This window comes from Mycobacterium sp. 5-140-3-2, from assembly GCF_035666375.1.
GTDB lineage: Bacteria > Actinomycetota > Actinomycetes > Mycobacteriales > Mycobacteriaceae > Mycobacterium > Mycobacterium intracellulare.
The window spans coordinates 4933543-4949773 of sequence record NZ_CP142025.1; the positions used below are offsets into that span (position 1 = coordinate 4933543).

Genomic DNA, 16231 nt, shown 5'->3' on the forward strand with positions numbered 1-16231 from the left:
TAGGCTGCGCCGCGCAGACATATTCGAGCGGAGAGCACAGCGGCATGACAGTCCCCAAAGAAGCCGAAGGACTCATCGGCAGCCATTACCGCGCACCGGACTACTTCGAGGTCGGGCGCGAAAAGATCCGTGAGTTCGCCCTGGCGATCAAAGACGACCACCCGGCGCATTTCGACGAGAATGAATCCCGGAGGGCCGGGTATACCGACATGGTGGCGCCGTTGACGTTCCTCGCGATCGCCGGGCGCCGCGTTCAGTTGGAGATCTTCACGAAGTTCAGCATCCCCATCAACATCGCCAGGGTCATTCACCGTGACCAGAAGTTCAAGTTCCACCGCCCGATCCTGGCTCACGATAGGCTTTTCTTCGACACCTACCTAGACTCGGTGATCGAGTCCCACGGCACCGTGCTGGCGGAAATCCGCAGCGAAGTGACCGATGCCGATGGAAAGCCGATCGTCACCAGCGTTGTCACAATGCTGGGGGAAGCCGCAAGCCAAGCCGAGACCGAGGCAACCGCTGCGGCGGTCGCATCAATATCCGCAGGAAAGTTAGGGGCGTTGTAAATGTCACTACAGGGGGAAACCGGAACGCAGCTGCACCCGCCGGTCGAGGCGGTGCGATCGCACTACGACAAGTCGAACGAGTTCTTCAAGCTGTGGCTTGACCCGTCGATGACCTACAGCTGCGGTTACTTCGACGAAAACCCGGACCCACAGAATCTGACCAAGACGCTGGAAGAGGCGCAGTACGCCAAGCGCAAGCTCGCGCTGGACAAACTGAACCTCGAGCCCGGCATGACGCTGCTCGACATCGGCAGCGGCTGGGGCTCGACGATGCGGCACGCGGTGGCGGAGTACGACGTCAACGTGATCGGGTTGACGCTGAGCGAGAACCAGTACGCCCACTGCGTGGCCGAGTTCGACAAGATGGACAGCCCCCGCCGTAAAGAGGTGCGGATCCAGGGCTGGGAGGAATTCCCCGGCGACGTGCCGATCGACCGGATCGTGTCGCTGGGCGCGTTCGAGCACTTCGCCGACGGCGCCGGTGACGCCGGGTACGAGCGCTACGCCACCTTCTTCAAGAAGTACTACGACCTGCTGCCCGACGACGGCCGCATGCTGCTGCACTCGATCGTGGTCCCCACCCGCGAAGAGGGCAACGCGATGGGCCTGAAGGTCAACATGACCCTGCTGCGGTTCATCAGCTTCATCCTGAAGGAGATCTACCCCGGCGGAAAGCTGCCCCAGGTCGACCTGGTTGACAAGTACGCGACGGACGCGGGTTTCAAGATCGAGCGACACCACTTCATCGGCAAGAACTACGTGCCGACCCTGACCGCCTGGGGCGATGCGCTCGAAGCGCACAAGGAAGAGGCGATCGCCCTCAAGGGGCAGGAGACCTACGACATCTACCTGAAGTACCTGAGGGGCTGCTCGGATCTGTTCCGCGACGGCTACACCAACGTCTGCCAGTTCACCATGGTGAAGTAGTCGACTACTTCAAAGGTCAACGCCGCCACGGGTTTCCGTGGTGGCGTTTCCTTTTGGGCGCGCCGCTCAGCCGAAGAAGATGTTGCGACGGCCGGCCAGCAACCGGTAGAGCGTCTGCTGGATCGTCTCGCGCACCTGATCGGTCAGCTCAAAAGTGACCATCGGGTCGTCGGCGTCGGAGGCCGCGTAGTCGTCGGTGTAGATCGGCTCACCGAAGGCGATGTGCCATTTCGACGGCAGCGGCACCAGGCCCATGGGCCCGGCCAACGGGAACAGCGGAGTGATCGGGAAGTACGGCAGCCCGAACAGCCGTGCCAGCAACTTGACGTCGGTCAGCATCGGGTAGATCTCTTCGGAACCGATGATCGAGCAGGGGATGATCGGCGCCTTGGTCCGCAGCGCGGCGGTGACGAATCCGCCGCGGCCGAACCGCTGCAGCCGGTAGCGGTCCTCGAAGCGCTTCCCCAGCCCCTTGTAGCCCTCGGGGAACACGGCGGTGAGCTCGCCGGCGGCGAGCAGCCGGTGCGCGTCCGTCGTGCAGGCCATGGTGTGGCCGGCCTTGCGGGCCGCTTCGCCCACCACGGGCAGGTCGAACACCATGTCGGCGGCGAGCAGTCGCAGCTCGCGGTGCGCGGGGTGCTCGTCGTGCACGGCCACCGACAGCATCAGCCCGTCGAACGGCAGCACCCCGGCGTGATTGGCGACCACCAGCGCGGCGCCGTCAGCGGGCAGGTTCTCGATCCCGCTCACCTCGACCCGGAACCACGACCGGAAGAACACCCGCAACAACGGCCGGACGATCGCGCTGTTGAAGTGCGGATCGAAACCGAACTCGTCGACGCTGTAGTCACCCGTCAGCCGCTGGCGGAGGAATGCGGCCACCGACGCGACGCGCTGCGCCAGCTCATTCAGCGGCGCCTCGCCGGGCGATGCCCCCGTGGCACGGCGGTGCTCGTCGATTTCGCGAACCACCGCGGCGATCTGCTCCGCCGAGGCGCGGCCGCGCGGATCGGTCAGTAACGAGGGGTGCTGGCGGGCCGACTCTGCCCTCTGGTCGGCTCTCCGACGCGCTGCGACACGGCCCCGATTCGTATGCAGTGGAATGACATTCGCTCTGGTTTCACCCGCCACGATACCTACCTGACCCCACCCCACGGAATTGGATTTCGGCTACCCCAGCGCTGGGCTAGAGATATGGCGCGACTCTCCAAGGAGCGTACCCGATATGGGTCGATTATGGGAGTCAGGCCTCGGCCGCGAACATAGTCGTCAAAGGCCTCCGCCGTCGTCCATTTCGGCTGGTAGTTGAGTTCCGAGCGCATCCGGCTCGTGTCCATGACGCGGCCGTAACTCAAATAATCGAACTGATCGCGACTGATCTCGTTGTAGCGATTGGCGCGGCGCAACGAGTCCAGGGCCCAGACGCCGAAACCCGGTACGGGCAAAGGGATTCGGCCCGCCCGACGGATCGCCTGCGACAGCATGATGATCCCGTCGGCGCCGATGTTGAAGGTTCCCGCCTTGCCGGCCATGGCCGCGCGCTCCAGCGCGCCGAGGGCGTCCTGCTCGTGCAACAACTGCAGCCGGGCGTCGCGGCCGAACATCGTCGGCACCAAAGGCCCGGCGAGATAACGCGACAGCGTGGTGTCCATCGCCGGGCCGATCATGTTGGCCAGCCGCAAGATCGTCACGGCGATGTCGGGCCGGCGCCGCCCCAATCCGCGCGCATAGGCCTCGATGTCGAGGCTGTCCTTGGCGAAACCGTCGCGGAACAGACGACGGCTGGTGCTGTCCTCGGTGAACATCACCGGATCGTGGGCGCTCGAGCCGTACACCTCCGACGTCGACTTGAGCACCACGCGGCGCACCGAGGGCGCCTTTTGACAGGCCGCGAACAGCTGCATCGCGCCCATCACGTTGATTTCTTTCAACGCCGCGGTGCCGCCGGACCGCGGAGCGTACGACGCGGCCGCCGCGTGCACCACCGTGTCGACGTCGCCGTTGCGAATCACCTTGGCAATGAAGGGGTTACGGATGTCGGCGCGGACGAACTCGGCGCGCCCCATCCGGCGCAGCATGTCCTTGCTGGGGGCGATCGCGTCCACCGCGATGACCCCTTTGATCATCGGGTTCTGCGCGAGCCGAGCCGTCAGGTAGCCGCCCAGAAACCGGCAGGCACCGGTGACCAGCACGATTTTGGGGTAATGCGCCGCGTTGCCGGCGGTGTCGTCCGGCCCGGTGTTCTCCCCATTCGACCCATCCACCCGGTCAGCCTAGCGGTCGGCGGGACGGCGGCACTATGGCGCGAAGCGACCAGTTAGGGCCTTTTTACGGTGACCTTATGGCGGCCTTAGGAAGGCCGCCGCGGGAGTTACTTGCCGAGTTTTCTGCGCTGCACCCGGGTGCGACGCAGCAGCTTGCGGTGCTTCTTCTTCGACATACGCTTGCGCCGCTTCTTGATTACTGAACCCATGAACTCCGCTATCTAGACCGAGACCTGCTTCAAAGATTGGACCCGGACACTTTACCCAGCCGGACGCACCCAACGCCAAACCGCGTCGCGTGATCGCCGCCGAGCCGCGAAGCCAGGTGCCGCCCGCGAGCGGCCACCGGTTCGGGTCAGCCCGCGTCGAAGTAGGACGTCTCCAGCATGTCGTGGACGGCCTTGGCGTGCACCCGGAAGGACCGACCCACCCGGACCGCGGGTAGTTCGCCGTTGTGCACCAACCGGTAGACCGTCATCTTGGAGACCCGCATCAACGCGGCCACCTCGGCGACGGTGAGAAATTGCGTCCTGCCCTGCTGGCCATCGACGGAACCGGTGTCCCGCGGCTTACCTGCAGAATCTCGCGTTGATGGCCCATTCGTAGACGTCATCGCTACCCAATCGTGTCAGGCACGCGCATGCCAGCGGCTTCCCCTCCGCTGGCACCGACACGTGCTTACAAAGAGGAGAATAGCGGGACTGATGGGGTTACTGGTACTGGTGGGGGACAATCAGTTCAAAAATCTTGGATTACTCTGATGTAATTCTTAGCTGCTCAGAGCGCATTTTGGCGGCCTGAACCGCCGCATCCACGGCCGCTCGCAGGCCTCCCCGTTCCAGCTCACGCAGGGCCGCCGCGGTGGTGCCGCCGGGGGACGTCACGGTCGCCCGCAGCTGCGTCGCGGTGGCGTCCACCCGCATCCCGGGCGCCTCGGCCTCGGAAAGCCGGCGATCGGCGTCCATCCGTTCCAGCAGCATCGCCGCCGCGCCTGCCATGGTCTGCGCGGTCAGATCGCCCGCCACCTCGCGGCTCAGCCCCGCCGCAACGCCGGCGTCGATGAGCGCCTCGACCATCAGGAAGAAATACGCGGGACCCGAGCCCGACAGCGCGGTGACGGCGTCCATTTGGCCCTCGGGGACGCTCAGCACCCCGCCGACGGAATCGAACAGGGCCGAGACGCCCTCCAGCTGCGGCGGGGTGACGAACCTGCCCTTGGCCAGGGCCGTGACGCCCGCGCCGACCAGCGCCGCGGTGTTGGGCATTGCCCGCACCACCGGCGTCCCGGCCGGAAGTTTGGCTTCGAAGTAGGCGATGGTGACGCCGGCCGCGACCGTGACGAAGACCTGCTCGGCGGTATCGCTCTCCGCCGCGGCGGCCGCCCGGGCGACCTCCGACATCACCGACTCCACGTCGGCGGGCTTCACCGCGACCACGACGAACGACGCGTTTTCCACCGCCTCGGCCACCGAGGTGATCAGCACCGAATAGGTGTCGGCCAGATACTTGGCGCGCTCGGGCACCCGCTCGACCACCACCAGGTCCTTGACCTGCCGGCCCGCGCGCAGCAGACCCGACAGCAGTGCCTCCCCGATGCTGCCGCCACCGATGATCGCGATTCTTGCCATGCCGGACAGCATCGCAGACACCGCCGGCTAGCGAGCGGCAGGGACCAACGCCAGCTGGCGGGCCTGCACCACCAGGCGCCCGAGGCTGTCGACGACCGTGTGGTCCTCGTCGAACCAGTTGTGCCCGATCTCGGTGCAGGTCGCGATGATGCGCAGCCAGCCGTCGGCGGGCAACCCCCGCAGGAAGGCGGTGAGCTGGATGGTGGGTGCCCAACCGGTGCGGTCCACGGCGAAGGTCACCGGCGCCGACAGGTCGCCGCACATGAGCGCGAACAGCGCGTCCGGGGCCACGCCGCGGGGGCGTGCCCACATCTGGATCACCGGCGGGCGCCCGTCGTCGCGGACCTGCATCGTCGACAACACCGGCCGCACGTCGCAACCCTCGCCCAGGTGCACCAGGCCGGCCAGCGGATGCCCGGGGCCGATCGGCTCGATGTCGTCGGGTGGTTCGGGCGTCATCAGGTCGGCCACCGGGTTGGCCGACAGCAACGGCTTCACCGCGCCGTCGACCGGCCTGCTCGATGACCCGGCTCCTCCTCGGGCCGCTTCACGGCCCGCATCGTCGACCGGGTAATGCTCGGGCTCGCCGAGGTTGACCACGGCGTGCACCGCGGTGCGGTCACCCTGGGTGAGCTCGACGTCCACGACACTGATCCGGCGGCCGCGCTTACGGATCGACGTGACCAACTGCACCGGCCCCGGATCGGGCGCCCACAGGAAGCTCGCGGACACGGCGACCGGTTGCAGGTCCGGTCCGGCCGGCTGTCCGCCGCAGGCGGTGCGCGCGGCGTTGGCGCACAGGGCCAGCATCGCGCCGCCGTGCACCTTGGGACCGATGGTCCAGCGCTTGTCGAGCTCTCCTTCGTAAACGCCGGAACCGGCCTCCCGCAACGACATTGCGGTGGTGAATAACGCGTTCATGGACTTTTGCGGGTCTCCTGAATCATCAGCGCAGCAGATGCGTGCGGGCGAACTGCAGCGACTCGGCGAGCATGGCTTCGCGCTCATTGGCTGAGCGCGCGCTGGACGTCGACACCTCCAGGATGACGTGCCCGGCGAACTGGCCGCCGGCCAGCATCTGGCACACCTCGGCGGTGGGTTGGGTGCCGCGTCCGGGCACCAGGTGCTCGTCGGCGGGCAGACCATTGCCGTCGCACAGGTGCAGGTGGACCAGGCCGGCACCCATCCGCTGCGCCATGTCCAGCGAGTCGGTTCCCGCCGTCGCGGTGTGGGACAGGTCCAGCGTGTAGTGCGCGTGGTTGCCGTCGAGCGGGTCGTAGGAGGGCGCGAACGCCGAAATCGCCGGGCCGGGGCCGCCGCCCCGCCGGCGCATCCGTTCCAGCGACTGGCCGGCCCCGAAGAGCCGGTCCGCCCGGAACGGGAACATGTTCTCCACCGCGACCATCACGTCGCTCGACGATTCCAGCTTCGCCACCTGCTCGCTGAACCCCTCGGCGTAACGCCGCTGCCAGCGAAACGGCGGATGCACGACGACGGTCTGCGCGCCCAGCTGTTCGGCGACGCGCACGCTGCGGTCCAGCTTGGGGATCGGGTTGGGGCCCCACACCCGTTGCGAGATCAGCAGGCACGGCGCGTGCACCGACAGCACCGGCACGCGATAGCGCCTGGACAGCTTCTTGACCGCCGCGACGTCCTGACTCGCCGATTCGGCCCAGACCATCAGCTCGACGCCGTCGTAGCCGAGCCGGGCCGCGTACTCGAAGGCGGCCTCGGCCCGCAACGGGTACACCGAAGCCGTGGAGAGGCCGACTTTGATGGCTGGGCGCACTGGATGTGGGCGCCGCTAGCCCGACTGCAACGACAGCGCCAGGGGCCCCAGGGTGATCAACGCACCCACCGCGACCGCGATCAACGTGCTGGCGATGTCCTCGGTTTTGCGGACCACCCGAACCCCGACCACCAGGCCGAGGATGACCAGCACCGAGAGCACCAGCGCCACGATGCTGTTCCAGCGCCACAGTTGGTCGAAGGCCACGAACAGCCCGCCGCCGAACGCGACCGCCAGGATCGACTGCAGCACAACCACGGCGCCGCGCCACAGCGCGTCGAGCCTGCCCTCCGCCGGGTGAGCGTCGGCGCCCTCCGCATGAGCGTCCTCGTCCTCGAGGCCGAGCAGTCCGGTGTCGAGCGACCCCGCGCGCGCGGCGTCCCCGTCCTCGTCCAGATCCTCGTCCAGCGAGCCCGAGGACCGCAGGTAGGAGCGCACGTAGGCGGAGTCCTCCAGCGCGGGTTCGGCTTCACGCACGTCGGAATCCATCACGTCGACGGGGATGTCGGCGTAATGGTCCATCGGATCAGGGCTCATGTCCTCGGCGCCGGAGGGCTCCTCGGGCCGGGCGGTCCCGTTGGCCAAGGGCCGCGGGTAGGCGCTGCGCTCGGGGCCCGGCACCCGCTTGGGCTGCGGCGGCGACTTGGGCCAGCGCGGCTCGGGCTCGGACCAGTAGGCGGTCTTGGGCTTGTCTTCGGTCACCGGCTCGGCGGCGACGTCCTCGACGGGCGAATCGGCGGGTTTGACGGCCTCGATGGTGTCGGTAGCGCCGTGTTCGGCGTCGTCGTCGTCGCGGACCACCGGGATTTCGCCGGTGAGCTCGGCGACGGTCACCGCGTCGCTGTCACCGCGGCGACGGCGGCGCCGCCGGGTGACCGCCGGGGCACCGATGGTTCCGTTTCTGGCCAGCAATTCGGCCACCGAGATCGGCCGAGTGCCCGGGCTCTCGGTCTCGGAGTGCGGTCCGGTCATGGTTTGTCGCCTCTCGATCGGTGCTGATTCCGATCAACTACCTGACCTCCAGCATTACGCACCGACGGGCCCATGAGGGCGGTTCCGTCGGCTTCACTGTCGAGTTTGCGCAGAATGAGACCTTCCCGTAATGCCCACGGGCAAATATCCACCACTTCGATCGACAGCGCTCGCATGCTCGCCTCCGCCACCAGCGCACCCGCCACGATCTGCGGGGCGCGCTCGGCGCTCACTCCTTCCAGTTCCGCCCGGTCAGCGGTCGTCATCCTAGAGATGAAAGATATGAGTTGCCTGAGGCCGTTTGCTGTCAGCGTCCTCTTGACCCGCGGTCCGGCGCCCGACGGGGCCGCGCCGGTGAGCCGCGCCAGCGAGCGGAACGTCTTCGACGACGCCACCGCCAGGTCGGGACTGCCGGCGTCGAGGATCTTCGCGCTGGCCTCGGCGAGTTCGGCGTCCAGCCAATCCCGCAGCATCGCCACCCGGCGCCGCCCGGGCGGATCGTCGGGCAACCACTCGCGGGTCAGCCGGCCGGCGCCCAGCGGCAGCGACATCGCGACTTCGGGCTCCTCGTCCAGGCCGCTGGACATCTCCAGCGAGCCGCCACCGATGTCGAGGTTGATGATCCGCCCCGCGCTCCACCCGTACCAGCGGCGCACCGCCAGAAAGGTCAGCCGCGACTCGTCGACTCCGGTCAGCACCCGCAACTCGACGCCGGTCTCCTTGCGCACCCGGCTTAGCACGTCGTCGGAGTTGCCGGCATCACGGACCGCCGAGGTGGCGAAGGCCATCAGCTCCTCGCAGCCCGAACTGTCGGCGATCTTAGCGAATTCGTCGATTGTGGAGATCAGCTTCTCGGCACCACGTTTGGTGATCTTGCCGGCGCTGTCGGTGGCCTCGGCCAGCCGCAGGGTGGCCTTCGTCGAACTCATCGGCGTCGGATGACCGCCCCGGTGGGCATCGACCACCAGGAGATGCACCGTGTTGCTGCCCACGTCGAGAACGCCCAATCGCACGTAGACAACCTAACGGGGCGTCGCCGGCAGGCTTTTGCGCGACCCGGTTAACCCACCGTGATCACGGCCATACGGGCCACGAGTGTCAGCGGCGCGGCCGCGCCGAAATGTGGTCTAACGTGGACTCCGTGGCGAATTCGCACCCAGAACCCGGACAGCCGGGCCACGAGGTCGAACTGGATTTCGCCCGCGAATGGGTGGAGTTCTACGACCCCGACAACCCCGAGCACCTGATCGCCGCCGACCTGACCTGGCTGCTCTCGCGGTGGACGTGTGTGTTCGGCACGCCCGCCTGCCAGGGCACGGTGGAGGGCCGCCCCGACGACGGATGTTGCTCACACGGCGCGTTCTTGTCCGACGACGACGACCGCGCCCGCCTCGACGACGCGGTGAAAAAGCTGACCGCCGCCGACTGGCAGTATCGCGAAAAAGGCTTGGGCCGCAAGGGATATCTGGAGCTCGACGAGCATGAGGGCCAGCCCCAGTACCGCACCCGCAAGCACAAGGACGCGTGCATTTTCCTCAACCGGCCCGGCTTCGCGGGCGGCGTCGGCTGCGCGCTGCACAGCAAGGCCCTCAAGCTCGGTGTGCCGCCGCTGACCATGAAGCCGGATGTCTGCTGGCAGTTGCCGATCCGTCGCAGCCAGGAGTGGGTGACCCGGCCCGACGGCACCGAGATCCTCAAGACCTGGGTCACCGAATACGACCGCCGCGGCTGGGGTTCCGGGGGCGCCGACCTGCACTGGTACTGCACCGGCGACCCGGCCGCCCACGTCGGCGCCAAGCAGGTGTGGGAAAGCCTGGCCGACGAACTCACCGAACTGCTGGGCGGCAAGGCCTACGCGGAGCTGGCCGCAATGTGCAAGCGCCGCAGCAAGTTAGGACTCATCGCGGTGCACCCGGCGACTCGCATCGCCGAGTAGCCGCTAGCCCTCCAGCTTGTAGCCCAGGCCCCGCACCGTCACCAGGTGCACCGGGTTGGCCGGGTCGGCTTCGATCTTGGACCGCAGGCGCTTGACGTGGACGTCGAGCGTCTTGGTGTCGCCGACGTAGTCCGCGCCCCATACCCGGTCGATCAGCTGCCCGCGGGTCAGCACCCGGCCACTGTTGCGCATCAGGTACTCGAGCAGGTCGAATTCCTTGAGCGGCAAGGTGATCGTGTCGCCGTTGACCGACACGACGTGGCGTTCGACGTCCATCCGCACCGGGCCCGACTCGAGCACGCCATCGCTGATCTCGGAGTCGTCCTCGCCGCCGCGGCGCAACACCGCCCGGATCCGCGCGATCAGCTCGCGCGCCGAATAGGGCTTGGTCACATAGTCATCCGCGCCCAGCTCGAGACCCACGACCTTGTCGATCTCGCTATCGCGGGCGGTCACCATGATCACCGGCACGCTGGAACGCGCCCGCAGTTGCTTGCAGACGTCGGTGCCAGACATTCCGGGCAGCATCAGGTCAAGTAGGACGATGTCGGCGCCGGCGCGGTCAAACTCGGCGAGCGCCGCCGACCCGTCGGTCACCACGGTGGCCTCAAAGCCTTCCTTGCGGAGCAGGAACGCCAGCGGATCGGCCAGCGACTCCTCGTCCTCCACGATCAGCACACTGGTCATCAGCGCGATTCCTCCTCATCGCTACGCTCTGCATCGTCATACGCGCGGGTCATGAGCGCGATTCCTCCTCGGCATCGTCGTACGCGCGGGTCATCGACTTAGTTCTTCCTCTCGTTGGGACCGGTCGGGCCGCACGTCGCGACCCTGCGCTTGCTCGGATTCGCCCTCGTCTCGAGGAGACGGCTTGGCCGCGGGAATGGACAGCGTGAATGTCGATCCGGTTCCCGGCTTGCTCCACACGCCGATGGTGCCGTTGTGGTTAGCCGCGACGTGTTTGACGATGGCCAGGCCCAGCCCGCTGCCGCCGGTGGCCCGCGAACGCGCCTTGTCGCCCCGGAAGAAACGCTCGAAGACCCGCTCCTGGTCTTCCAGGGCGATCCCGATCCCGCGATCCGTGACGGCGATCTCGACGTTCTCGCCGCGGCGGCGACGGCTGATCGACACCGGCGAACCCGGCGGCGAATAGGCGATCGCGTTGGAGACCAGGTTGGCCAGCGCGGTGGTCAACAGCGTTTCGTCGCCGAGCACCCGCAACCCGCTGGGGGCGTCGGTGCGGACCGCAATCTTGGTGTTCTCGGCGGCCACCTTGTGACGCGAAATCGCTTCGCTCACAACCTTATCGACGTCGACGTCGACGACGTTGGGCAGCGGTTCGGCGCCCTGCAGCCGGGACAGCTCGATCAGCTCGGCGACCATGTCCCCCAAACGGTTGGCTTCGACGAGCACCTTCTCGGCGAACCGCCGCACGGTTTCGGAGTCGTCGGCCGACGCCAGCAGGGCCTCGGCGAGCAGGGCCATCGCACCCACCGGGGTCTTGAGCTCGTGGCTGACGTTGGCGACGAAGTCGCGCCGGGTCGCTTCCATCCGCGCGTAGTCGGACTGGTCGTGGGCGAAGACCACGGCGAACCGGCGGTCCTCTTCGCTGAGCAACCGGGCCTGCCCGTGCACCGATAGCCCGGACCGGGCGCCCGTCCGTTTCGAGGGCTGCAGGTCGAACTCGACATCGACACCGGTCAGCGCCTGCTGCGCCGCCTCCCAGGCCTGGTCATCGAGCTGACGATCGCGCACCAGGCCGAGCTCCTTGGCCCGGTCGTTGAGGTAGACGACGTCGCGGTGGACGTCCACCACCGCCGCGCCCACCGGCATCAGCGCCACGATGCATTCCAGCATCTGCCCGACGGTGATCCCGGTCCATTCGGTGCTCACCCGCTGCCGGCGCTGCATCGCGCGCGGCGACAGTCGGACCCCGACCGCCACTCCTGCGGCCAGCGCCAGCACGGACAACACCCCGGCCAGCAACAGCGCCGAGAACACAGTCACATAGCAAATCCTACAAATCTTCCTGAACGCTGCCCTAGCAGAACGAGGCCAAAATCGGACAAGTCACACCTTGCGTCACAGGTGTTCCGCTCCCGTTCACGTGATGTTTGGCTAACGGGGCGTTCGCGCGACGGATTGCGCCGGGCGCAAACGTCAGCGGCGGCCCTGGCCGGCGACCGCGGCGGCACCGGCGGCGGCCGCCTCGGGGTCCAGATAGGTGCCGCCGGGCACCACCGGGCGCAGGTCGGCGTCCAGGTCGTAGCGCAGCGGGATGCCGGTCGGGATGTTCAGGCCCACGATGTCGTCGTCGGACATCCGATCGAGGTGCTTGACCAGGGCCCGCAGCGAGTTGCCGTGCGCGACGATCAGCACCGTCTTGCCGCTGCGCAGGTCCGGGACGATGACGTCGGTGAAATACGGCAGGAAACGGACGACCACGTCGGCGAGGCACTCGGTCAGCGGCCCGCCGCCGATGTCGGCGTAGCGGGGATCGGTGTCCTGGCTGTAGGTGCTGCCCTTCTCGATCGGCGGGGGCGGCGTGTCGTAGCTGCGTCGCCAGGCCATGAACTGGTCGTCGCCGTAGCGCGCCTTGGTCTCGGCCTTGTCCAGGCCCTGCAGCGCCCCGTAATGGCGTTCGTTGAGCCGCCAGGTGCGCCGCACCGGGATCCACAGCCGGTCGGCGGCGTCCAGCGCCAGGTGCGCGGTGGAGATGGCCCGGCGCAGCAGCGACGTGTAGAGGACGTCGGGCAACAGATTGTGTTCGGCCAGCAGCTCGCCGCTGCGCACCGCCTCGGTGCGGCCCTTGTCGGTCAGCCCGACGTCCACCCAACCGGTGAACAGGTTCAGCGAATTCCATTCGCTTTCACCGTGGCGGAGCAGGATCAGCGTGGCGGAGTCACCCATGCCGGTTAGTCTCTCACGCGCTCATTCAGCGGTCGTCGTCGTCCGCATCGTCGTCTTCGCGGCTCAAAGCTCGACTCCTCCTCATCGCGCTTCGCGCTCTGCATCGTCGTCTTCGCGGCTCAAAGCTCGACTCCTCCTCATCGCGCTTCGCGCTCTGCATCGTCGTCTTCGTCGATCAGGTGGGCGAACGCCTGCAGGTTCTTCAGCGACTCGCCGCGCGATACGCGCCACTCCCACTCTTTCTGGATCGACGAGCGAAAACCCAACTCCAGCAACGTATTAAAGTCCGAGTCCACCGCTTCGAGCACCTGGCCGAGCACCCGGTCGATCTCGTCGGCGTCCACCGACGGCAGCGACATGCGGCCCACCAGGTAGATGTCGCCGACGTTGTCCAGCGTGTAGGCCACGCCGTAGAGCCGGCGATTGCGCTTGAGCAGGAACCGGTACACGCCCTCGTGGTTCTCGTCCGGCTTGCGGCACACGAACGCCTCGACCCGCACCGAATGCTCGCCCACGCTCAGGATGGTGTTGGTCTTGAGCTTGCGCTCACCGGGCAGTTCCACCACCAACCCCGACGGACCGCCATGCGCGCCAGCGTGTTTCGAGTAGTTCAGCCCGCTTGCCCGCAGGGCATCCTCGATCACCCGTGACACATCGGTAGAGGAACTCATGCGCCCACCTCGCGGCGCTCGGCGGTGTACTCGCGGATCGCGCGGCTATAGCTGGCCAGCAGCGCATCGGTGGTGTGATCCCAGGAGAAGGTCGCCGCGTGGGCGGCGGCCGCGCGGCCCATCTCCCCGGCCGCCGGCGCCGGCCTGCGCAGCAGCCCGTCCAGGGCGGCCGCCCATCGATCGACGTCGTGCCCGGCGACCAGCGTGCCGGTGACCCCGTCGCGCACGGCCACCGGCAGCCCGCCGACCGCGGCCGCCGCCACCGGGGTGCCGCAGGCCTGCGCCTCGAGGGCGACCAGGCCGAAGGACTCCGAATAACTCGGCACCGCAACGACATTGGCGGCCTGGAACAAGGTGGCCAGGTTCGACCGCGACTGCGGGGGCAAAAAAGTCACCCGCGCGGTGATGCCCAGCTCGTCGGCCAGGCGGGCCAATCCGTCCGGGGAAGCCAGGCCGCTGCCCGACGGTCCGCCCGCCACGACGATCCGCACCCCGGGCAGTTTCGCCGCGGCACGCAACACGATGTCGGGGGCCTTCAGCGGCTGGATCCGGCCGACGAACGCCACGATGGGTTCGTCGGGTGGCAGGCCCAGCGCGGCCCGGGCGGCCCGACGATCGCCGGGCCGGAACACGTCGAGGTCCACGCCGGGATGGACGACGTCGATCCGCGCCGGGTCGGCGTGGTGAATCGTGATCAGCTGCCTGGCCTCGTCGTCGGTGTTGACGATCAGCCGGTCGGCCTCGTCGACCACCTGCTGCTCCCCCACCGTGCGCAGCGGCGGCTCGGGCGAGTCCCCCTCGGCCAGCGCCGCGTTCTTGACCGCGGCGAGGGTGTGTGCGGTGTGCACCAACGGCACCGCCCAGCGGTCACGCGCCAGCCACCCCACCTGCCCGGACAGCCAATAATGCGAGTGCACGATGTCGTAGTAACCGGGCTCGTGGGATGCCTCGGCGCGCAATACGCCGGCCGCGAACGCGCACAGCTGGGTGGGCAGATCGTATTTGTCCAGCCCTTCGAACGGCCCCGCCACCACGTTGCGGACCAGCACTCCCGGCGCCACCCGCGCGACCGGCGGGTCGGCGGACGCGGTCGCCCGGGTGAAGATCTCCACCTCGATGCCCCGGCGCGCCAGATGCAACGCGGTCTGCAGCACGTAGACGTTCATGCCGCCTGCGTCGCCGGTGCCGGGCTGGGCCAGCGGGGAGGTGTGGACCGCCAACACTGCGACCCGGCGCGGTTCGTTCAGCCGGAAAACGTCATCGTGGCGCACCCTGTCATCTTTACAGGACGGCTCAGGCGGACGACTCGTCCCGGGTGACCTCGTGCAGCCGGGCGTCGAGCGCCCCCGCCCGCCGCATCGCGCCCAGCGGGTCGGCGTACAGCCCGGACAGCGACACGGTCCCCGCGCCGGCCTCCTGCACCCGGTTGCCGAACGCGGTGAGGCGGATGTCGCGCGGCCCCAGCACCGAGCGTGCGGCGAACGCCGCCTCCACCTGCTCCATCGCCTCGGGGTATTCGGTGAACGCCTGGCCGCCGACGACCAGTTCGTCGGGGTTGAGCATGTCGCGCAGCAACGCCACCGCCTCCCCGAGCACCCGGCCCCGCTCGGCGAGCAGATCCTTGGCCTGCTGGTTGCCGGCGCGCGCCACCCGCAACAGGTCGGCGATGCCGGTGGCGGGCCCGTTGGCGCGGTTCGCCGGGGCGAACGGCAGGATGCGCTGCTGGCGGGCGACGGCCACCACGGCCTCGTCACTGACGGTGGATTCCAGCTGACCGGTGCCGCCGAGCAGCTCGGACTGGGCCGGCAGGCTCGCGATGGTGCCCGGCCCGCTGGACGGGCAGTGCACCCGCCCGCCGATCACCAGCGCGTAGCCCACGGTCTCGCGGGCGTAGACGTACAGGCTGGTCGGCGAGCTGGGCAGGAACCGGCGCATGCCCAGCAGCAGCTCGGCTCCGGCCATGGCGTCGACGTGCGAGGCCACCGAAACCGGCAGGCCCAGCGCGTCGGCCAGCACCTGGCCGACCGGCGCCTGCCGCCAGCCCAGTCGCGGGTGGTCCACCTGGCCGGTGGCGCCGTCGACGGTGCCACCGATGGCGACGCCGACCCACAGCGGCCGCCGCCGATGCCAACGCCGCAGGTATCGCCGGGCGCTGTCGGCCAGCGACGCCAGCGCGGGCCCGGCCGGGTTGCGCGGCGTCGGGGTCTCGACGGTGTCGAGGGTGCGGCCGAACAGGTCGGTGGCCACGATGCTGGTGGTGCGCGCACCGATGTGGATGCCCAGCGTCACGAACGGCTCGTGGTTGACCTCGACCGGCACGCGCGGGCGGCCGATCGCGCCCGAGACGGCCAGGTCGGCGCGCTCGCGCAGCAGGCCCGCCTCCAGCAGGGCGATGACCTGACGGTTGACCGTCGCGATGCTCAGCGAGGTGACGCCGGCGATGACGTCACGGCCGACGGGACCGCGCAGCCGGACGGCCCGGAAGACGGAGGCCGCCGCGGAGTCGGGGATGTGCAAGGCCGGCGGCACGATCTGCCGGCGCACCGAGCGGTGGCCCTTCTGGCCGGA

General features: G+C 68.4%; 17 protein-coding genes and 1 pseudogene. 3 read left to right on the forward strand and 15 right to left on the reverse strand.

The window, feature by feature from the left end; genetic code table 11:
- The first annotated feature begins 44 nt into the window (after nucleotides 1-44).
- Nucleotides 45-566 carry an FAS1-like dehydratase domain-containing protein gene (locus tag P6281_RS23105; protein WP_009955042.1) on the forward strand — a complete coding sequence of 174 codons (522 nt, stop codon included), beginning with the start codon at nucleotides 45-47 and terminating at the stop codon, nucleotides 564-566.
- Complete coding sequence (locus P6281_RS23110; RefSeq protein ID WP_008261174.1) at nucleotides 567-1493, forward strand: cyclopropane mycolic acid synthase family methyltransferase; 927 nt, start codon at nucleotides 567-569, stop codon at nucleotides 1491-1493.
- A 66-nt stretch (nucleotides 1494-1559) separates the two neighbouring features.
- On the opposite strand, the gene P6281_RS23115 is transcribed toward P6281_RS23110, so the two are convergent.
- The 9 genes from P6281_RS23115 to P6281_RS23155 all read right to left on the reverse strand — a co-directional run bounded on the left by P6281_RS23115 (nucleotide 1560) and on the right by P6281_RS23155 (nucleotide 9159).
- Entirely contained in the window at nucleotides 1560-2648 is a 1089-nt protein-coding gene (locus P6281_RS23115) for a lysophospholipid acyltransferase family protein (RefSeq protein ID WP_172417540.1), read from the reverse strand.
- Nucleotides 2630-3757, reverse strand: a complete 1128-nt coding sequence (locus tag P6281_RS23120) for an SDR family oxidoreductase (protein WP_014385867.1) — start codon at nucleotides 3755-3757, stop codon at nucleotides 2630-2632. Before P6281_RS23120 ends, P6281_RS23115 begins: the two co-directional genes overlap by 19 nt.
- Before the next feature lie 107 nt (nucleotides 3758-3864).
- Nucleotides 3865-3966, reverse strand: a complete 102-nt coding sequence (locus P6281_RS23125) for a 30S ribosomal protein bS22 (protein WP_003402602.1) — start codon at nucleotides 3964-3966, stop codon at nucleotides 3865-3867.
- A 146-nt stretch (nucleotides 3967-4112) separates the two neighbouring features.
- Nucleotides 4113-4370 (reverse strand): cell division/environmental response transcriptional regulator, encoded by a 258-nt coding sequence (locus P6281_RS23130; RefSeq protein WP_026071177.1) that lies wholly within the window; start codon nucleotides 4368-4370, stop codon nucleotides 4113-4115.
- A gap of 139 nt (nucleotides 4371-4509) precedes the next feature.
- Nucleotides 4510-5385 (reverse strand): pyrroline-5-carboxylate reductase, encoded by an 876-nt coding sequence (gene proC / locus P6281_RS23135; RefSeq protein WP_176476855.1) that lies wholly within the window; start codon nucleotides 5383-5385, stop codon nucleotides 4510-4512.
- Between the two features lie 27 nt (nucleotides 5386-5412).
- Nucleotides 5413-6306, reverse strand: a complete 894-nt coding sequence (locus P6281_RS23140) for a thioesterase family protein (RefSeq protein WP_014385868.1) — start codon at nucleotides 6304-6306, stop codon at nucleotides 5413-5415.
- Nucleotides 6307-6331: 25 nt separating this feature from the next.
- A complete protein-coding gene (locus tag P6281_RS23145; protein ID WP_008261198.1) occupies nucleotides 6332-7174 on the reverse strand; it encodes a sugar phosphate isomerase/epimerase family protein in 843 nt (280 codons plus the stop codon).
- A gap of 15 nt (nucleotides 7175-7189) precedes the next feature.
- A complete protein-coding gene (locus P6281_RS23150; protein WP_324738533.1) occupies nucleotides 7190-8146 on the reverse strand; it encodes a hypothetical protein in 957 nt (318 codons plus the stop codon).
- Nucleotides 8143-9159, reverse strand: coding sequence for a Ppx/GppA phosphatase family protein (locus P6281_RS23155; RefSeq protein WP_008261202.1), 1017 nt, complete (start codon nucleotides 9157-9159; stop codon nucleotides 8143-8145). The genes P6281_RS23150 and P6281_RS23155 overlap by 4 nt, the downstream gene beginning before the upstream one ends.
- Nucleotides 9160-9278: 119 nt before the next feature.
- On the opposite strand from P6281_RS23155, the gene P6281_RS23160 reads away from it, so the two are divergent.
- On the forward strand, nucleotides 9279-10082 hold the full coding sequence (locus tag P6281_RS23160) for a hypothetical protein (protein ID WP_008261204.1): 804 nt from the start codon (nucleotides 9279-9281) through the stop codon (nucleotides 10080-10082).
- A 3-nt stretch (nucleotides 10083-10085) separates the two neighbouring features.
- Here P6281_RS23160 and regX read toward each other — a convergent pair whose 3' ends face one another.
- From regX to P6281_RS23190, 6 genes and pseudogenes are all read right to left on the reverse strand, one after another.
- Nucleotides 10086-10769 carry a two-component sensory transduction protein RegX gene (gene regX, locus P6281_RS23165; protein WP_008261205.1) on the reverse strand — a complete coding sequence of 228 codons (684 nt, stop codon included), beginning with the start codon at nucleotides 10767-10769 and terminating at the stop codon, nucleotides 10086-10088.
- Between the two features lie 90 nt (nucleotides 10770-10859).
- A complete protein-coding gene (locus P6281_RS23170; protein ID WP_008261206.1) occupies nucleotides 10860-12089 on the reverse strand; it encodes a sensor histidine kinase in 1230 nt (409 codons plus the stop codon).
- Between the two features lie 153 nt (nucleotides 12090-12242).
- A complete protein-coding gene (locus P6281_RS23175) occupies nucleotides 12243-12992 on the reverse strand; it encodes a phosphoglyceromutase (RefSeq protein WP_008261207.1) in 750 nt (249 codons plus the stop codon).
- Nucleotides 12993-13122: 130 nt separating this feature from the next.
- Nucleotides 13123-13663 (reverse strand): annotated as a pseudogene (locus P6281_RS23180) (YbjN domain-containing protein); the annotation flags it as partial.
- Nucleotides 13660-14934, reverse strand: a complete 1275-nt coding sequence (mshA, locus tag P6281_RS23185; protein ID WP_008261209.1) for a D-inositol-3-phosphate glycosyltransferase — start codon at nucleotides 14932-14934, stop codon at nucleotides 13660-13662. The gene mshA and the pseudogene P6281_RS23180, both read right to left, overlap by 4 nt.
- 22 nt (nucleotides 14935-14956) lie before the next feature.
- Entirely contained in the window at nucleotides 14957-16207 is a 1251-nt protein-coding gene (locus tag P6281_RS23190) for an ROK family transcriptional regulator (RefSeq protein ID WP_196771132.1), read from the reverse strand.
- Nucleotides 16208-16231: the final 24 nt, after the last annotated feature.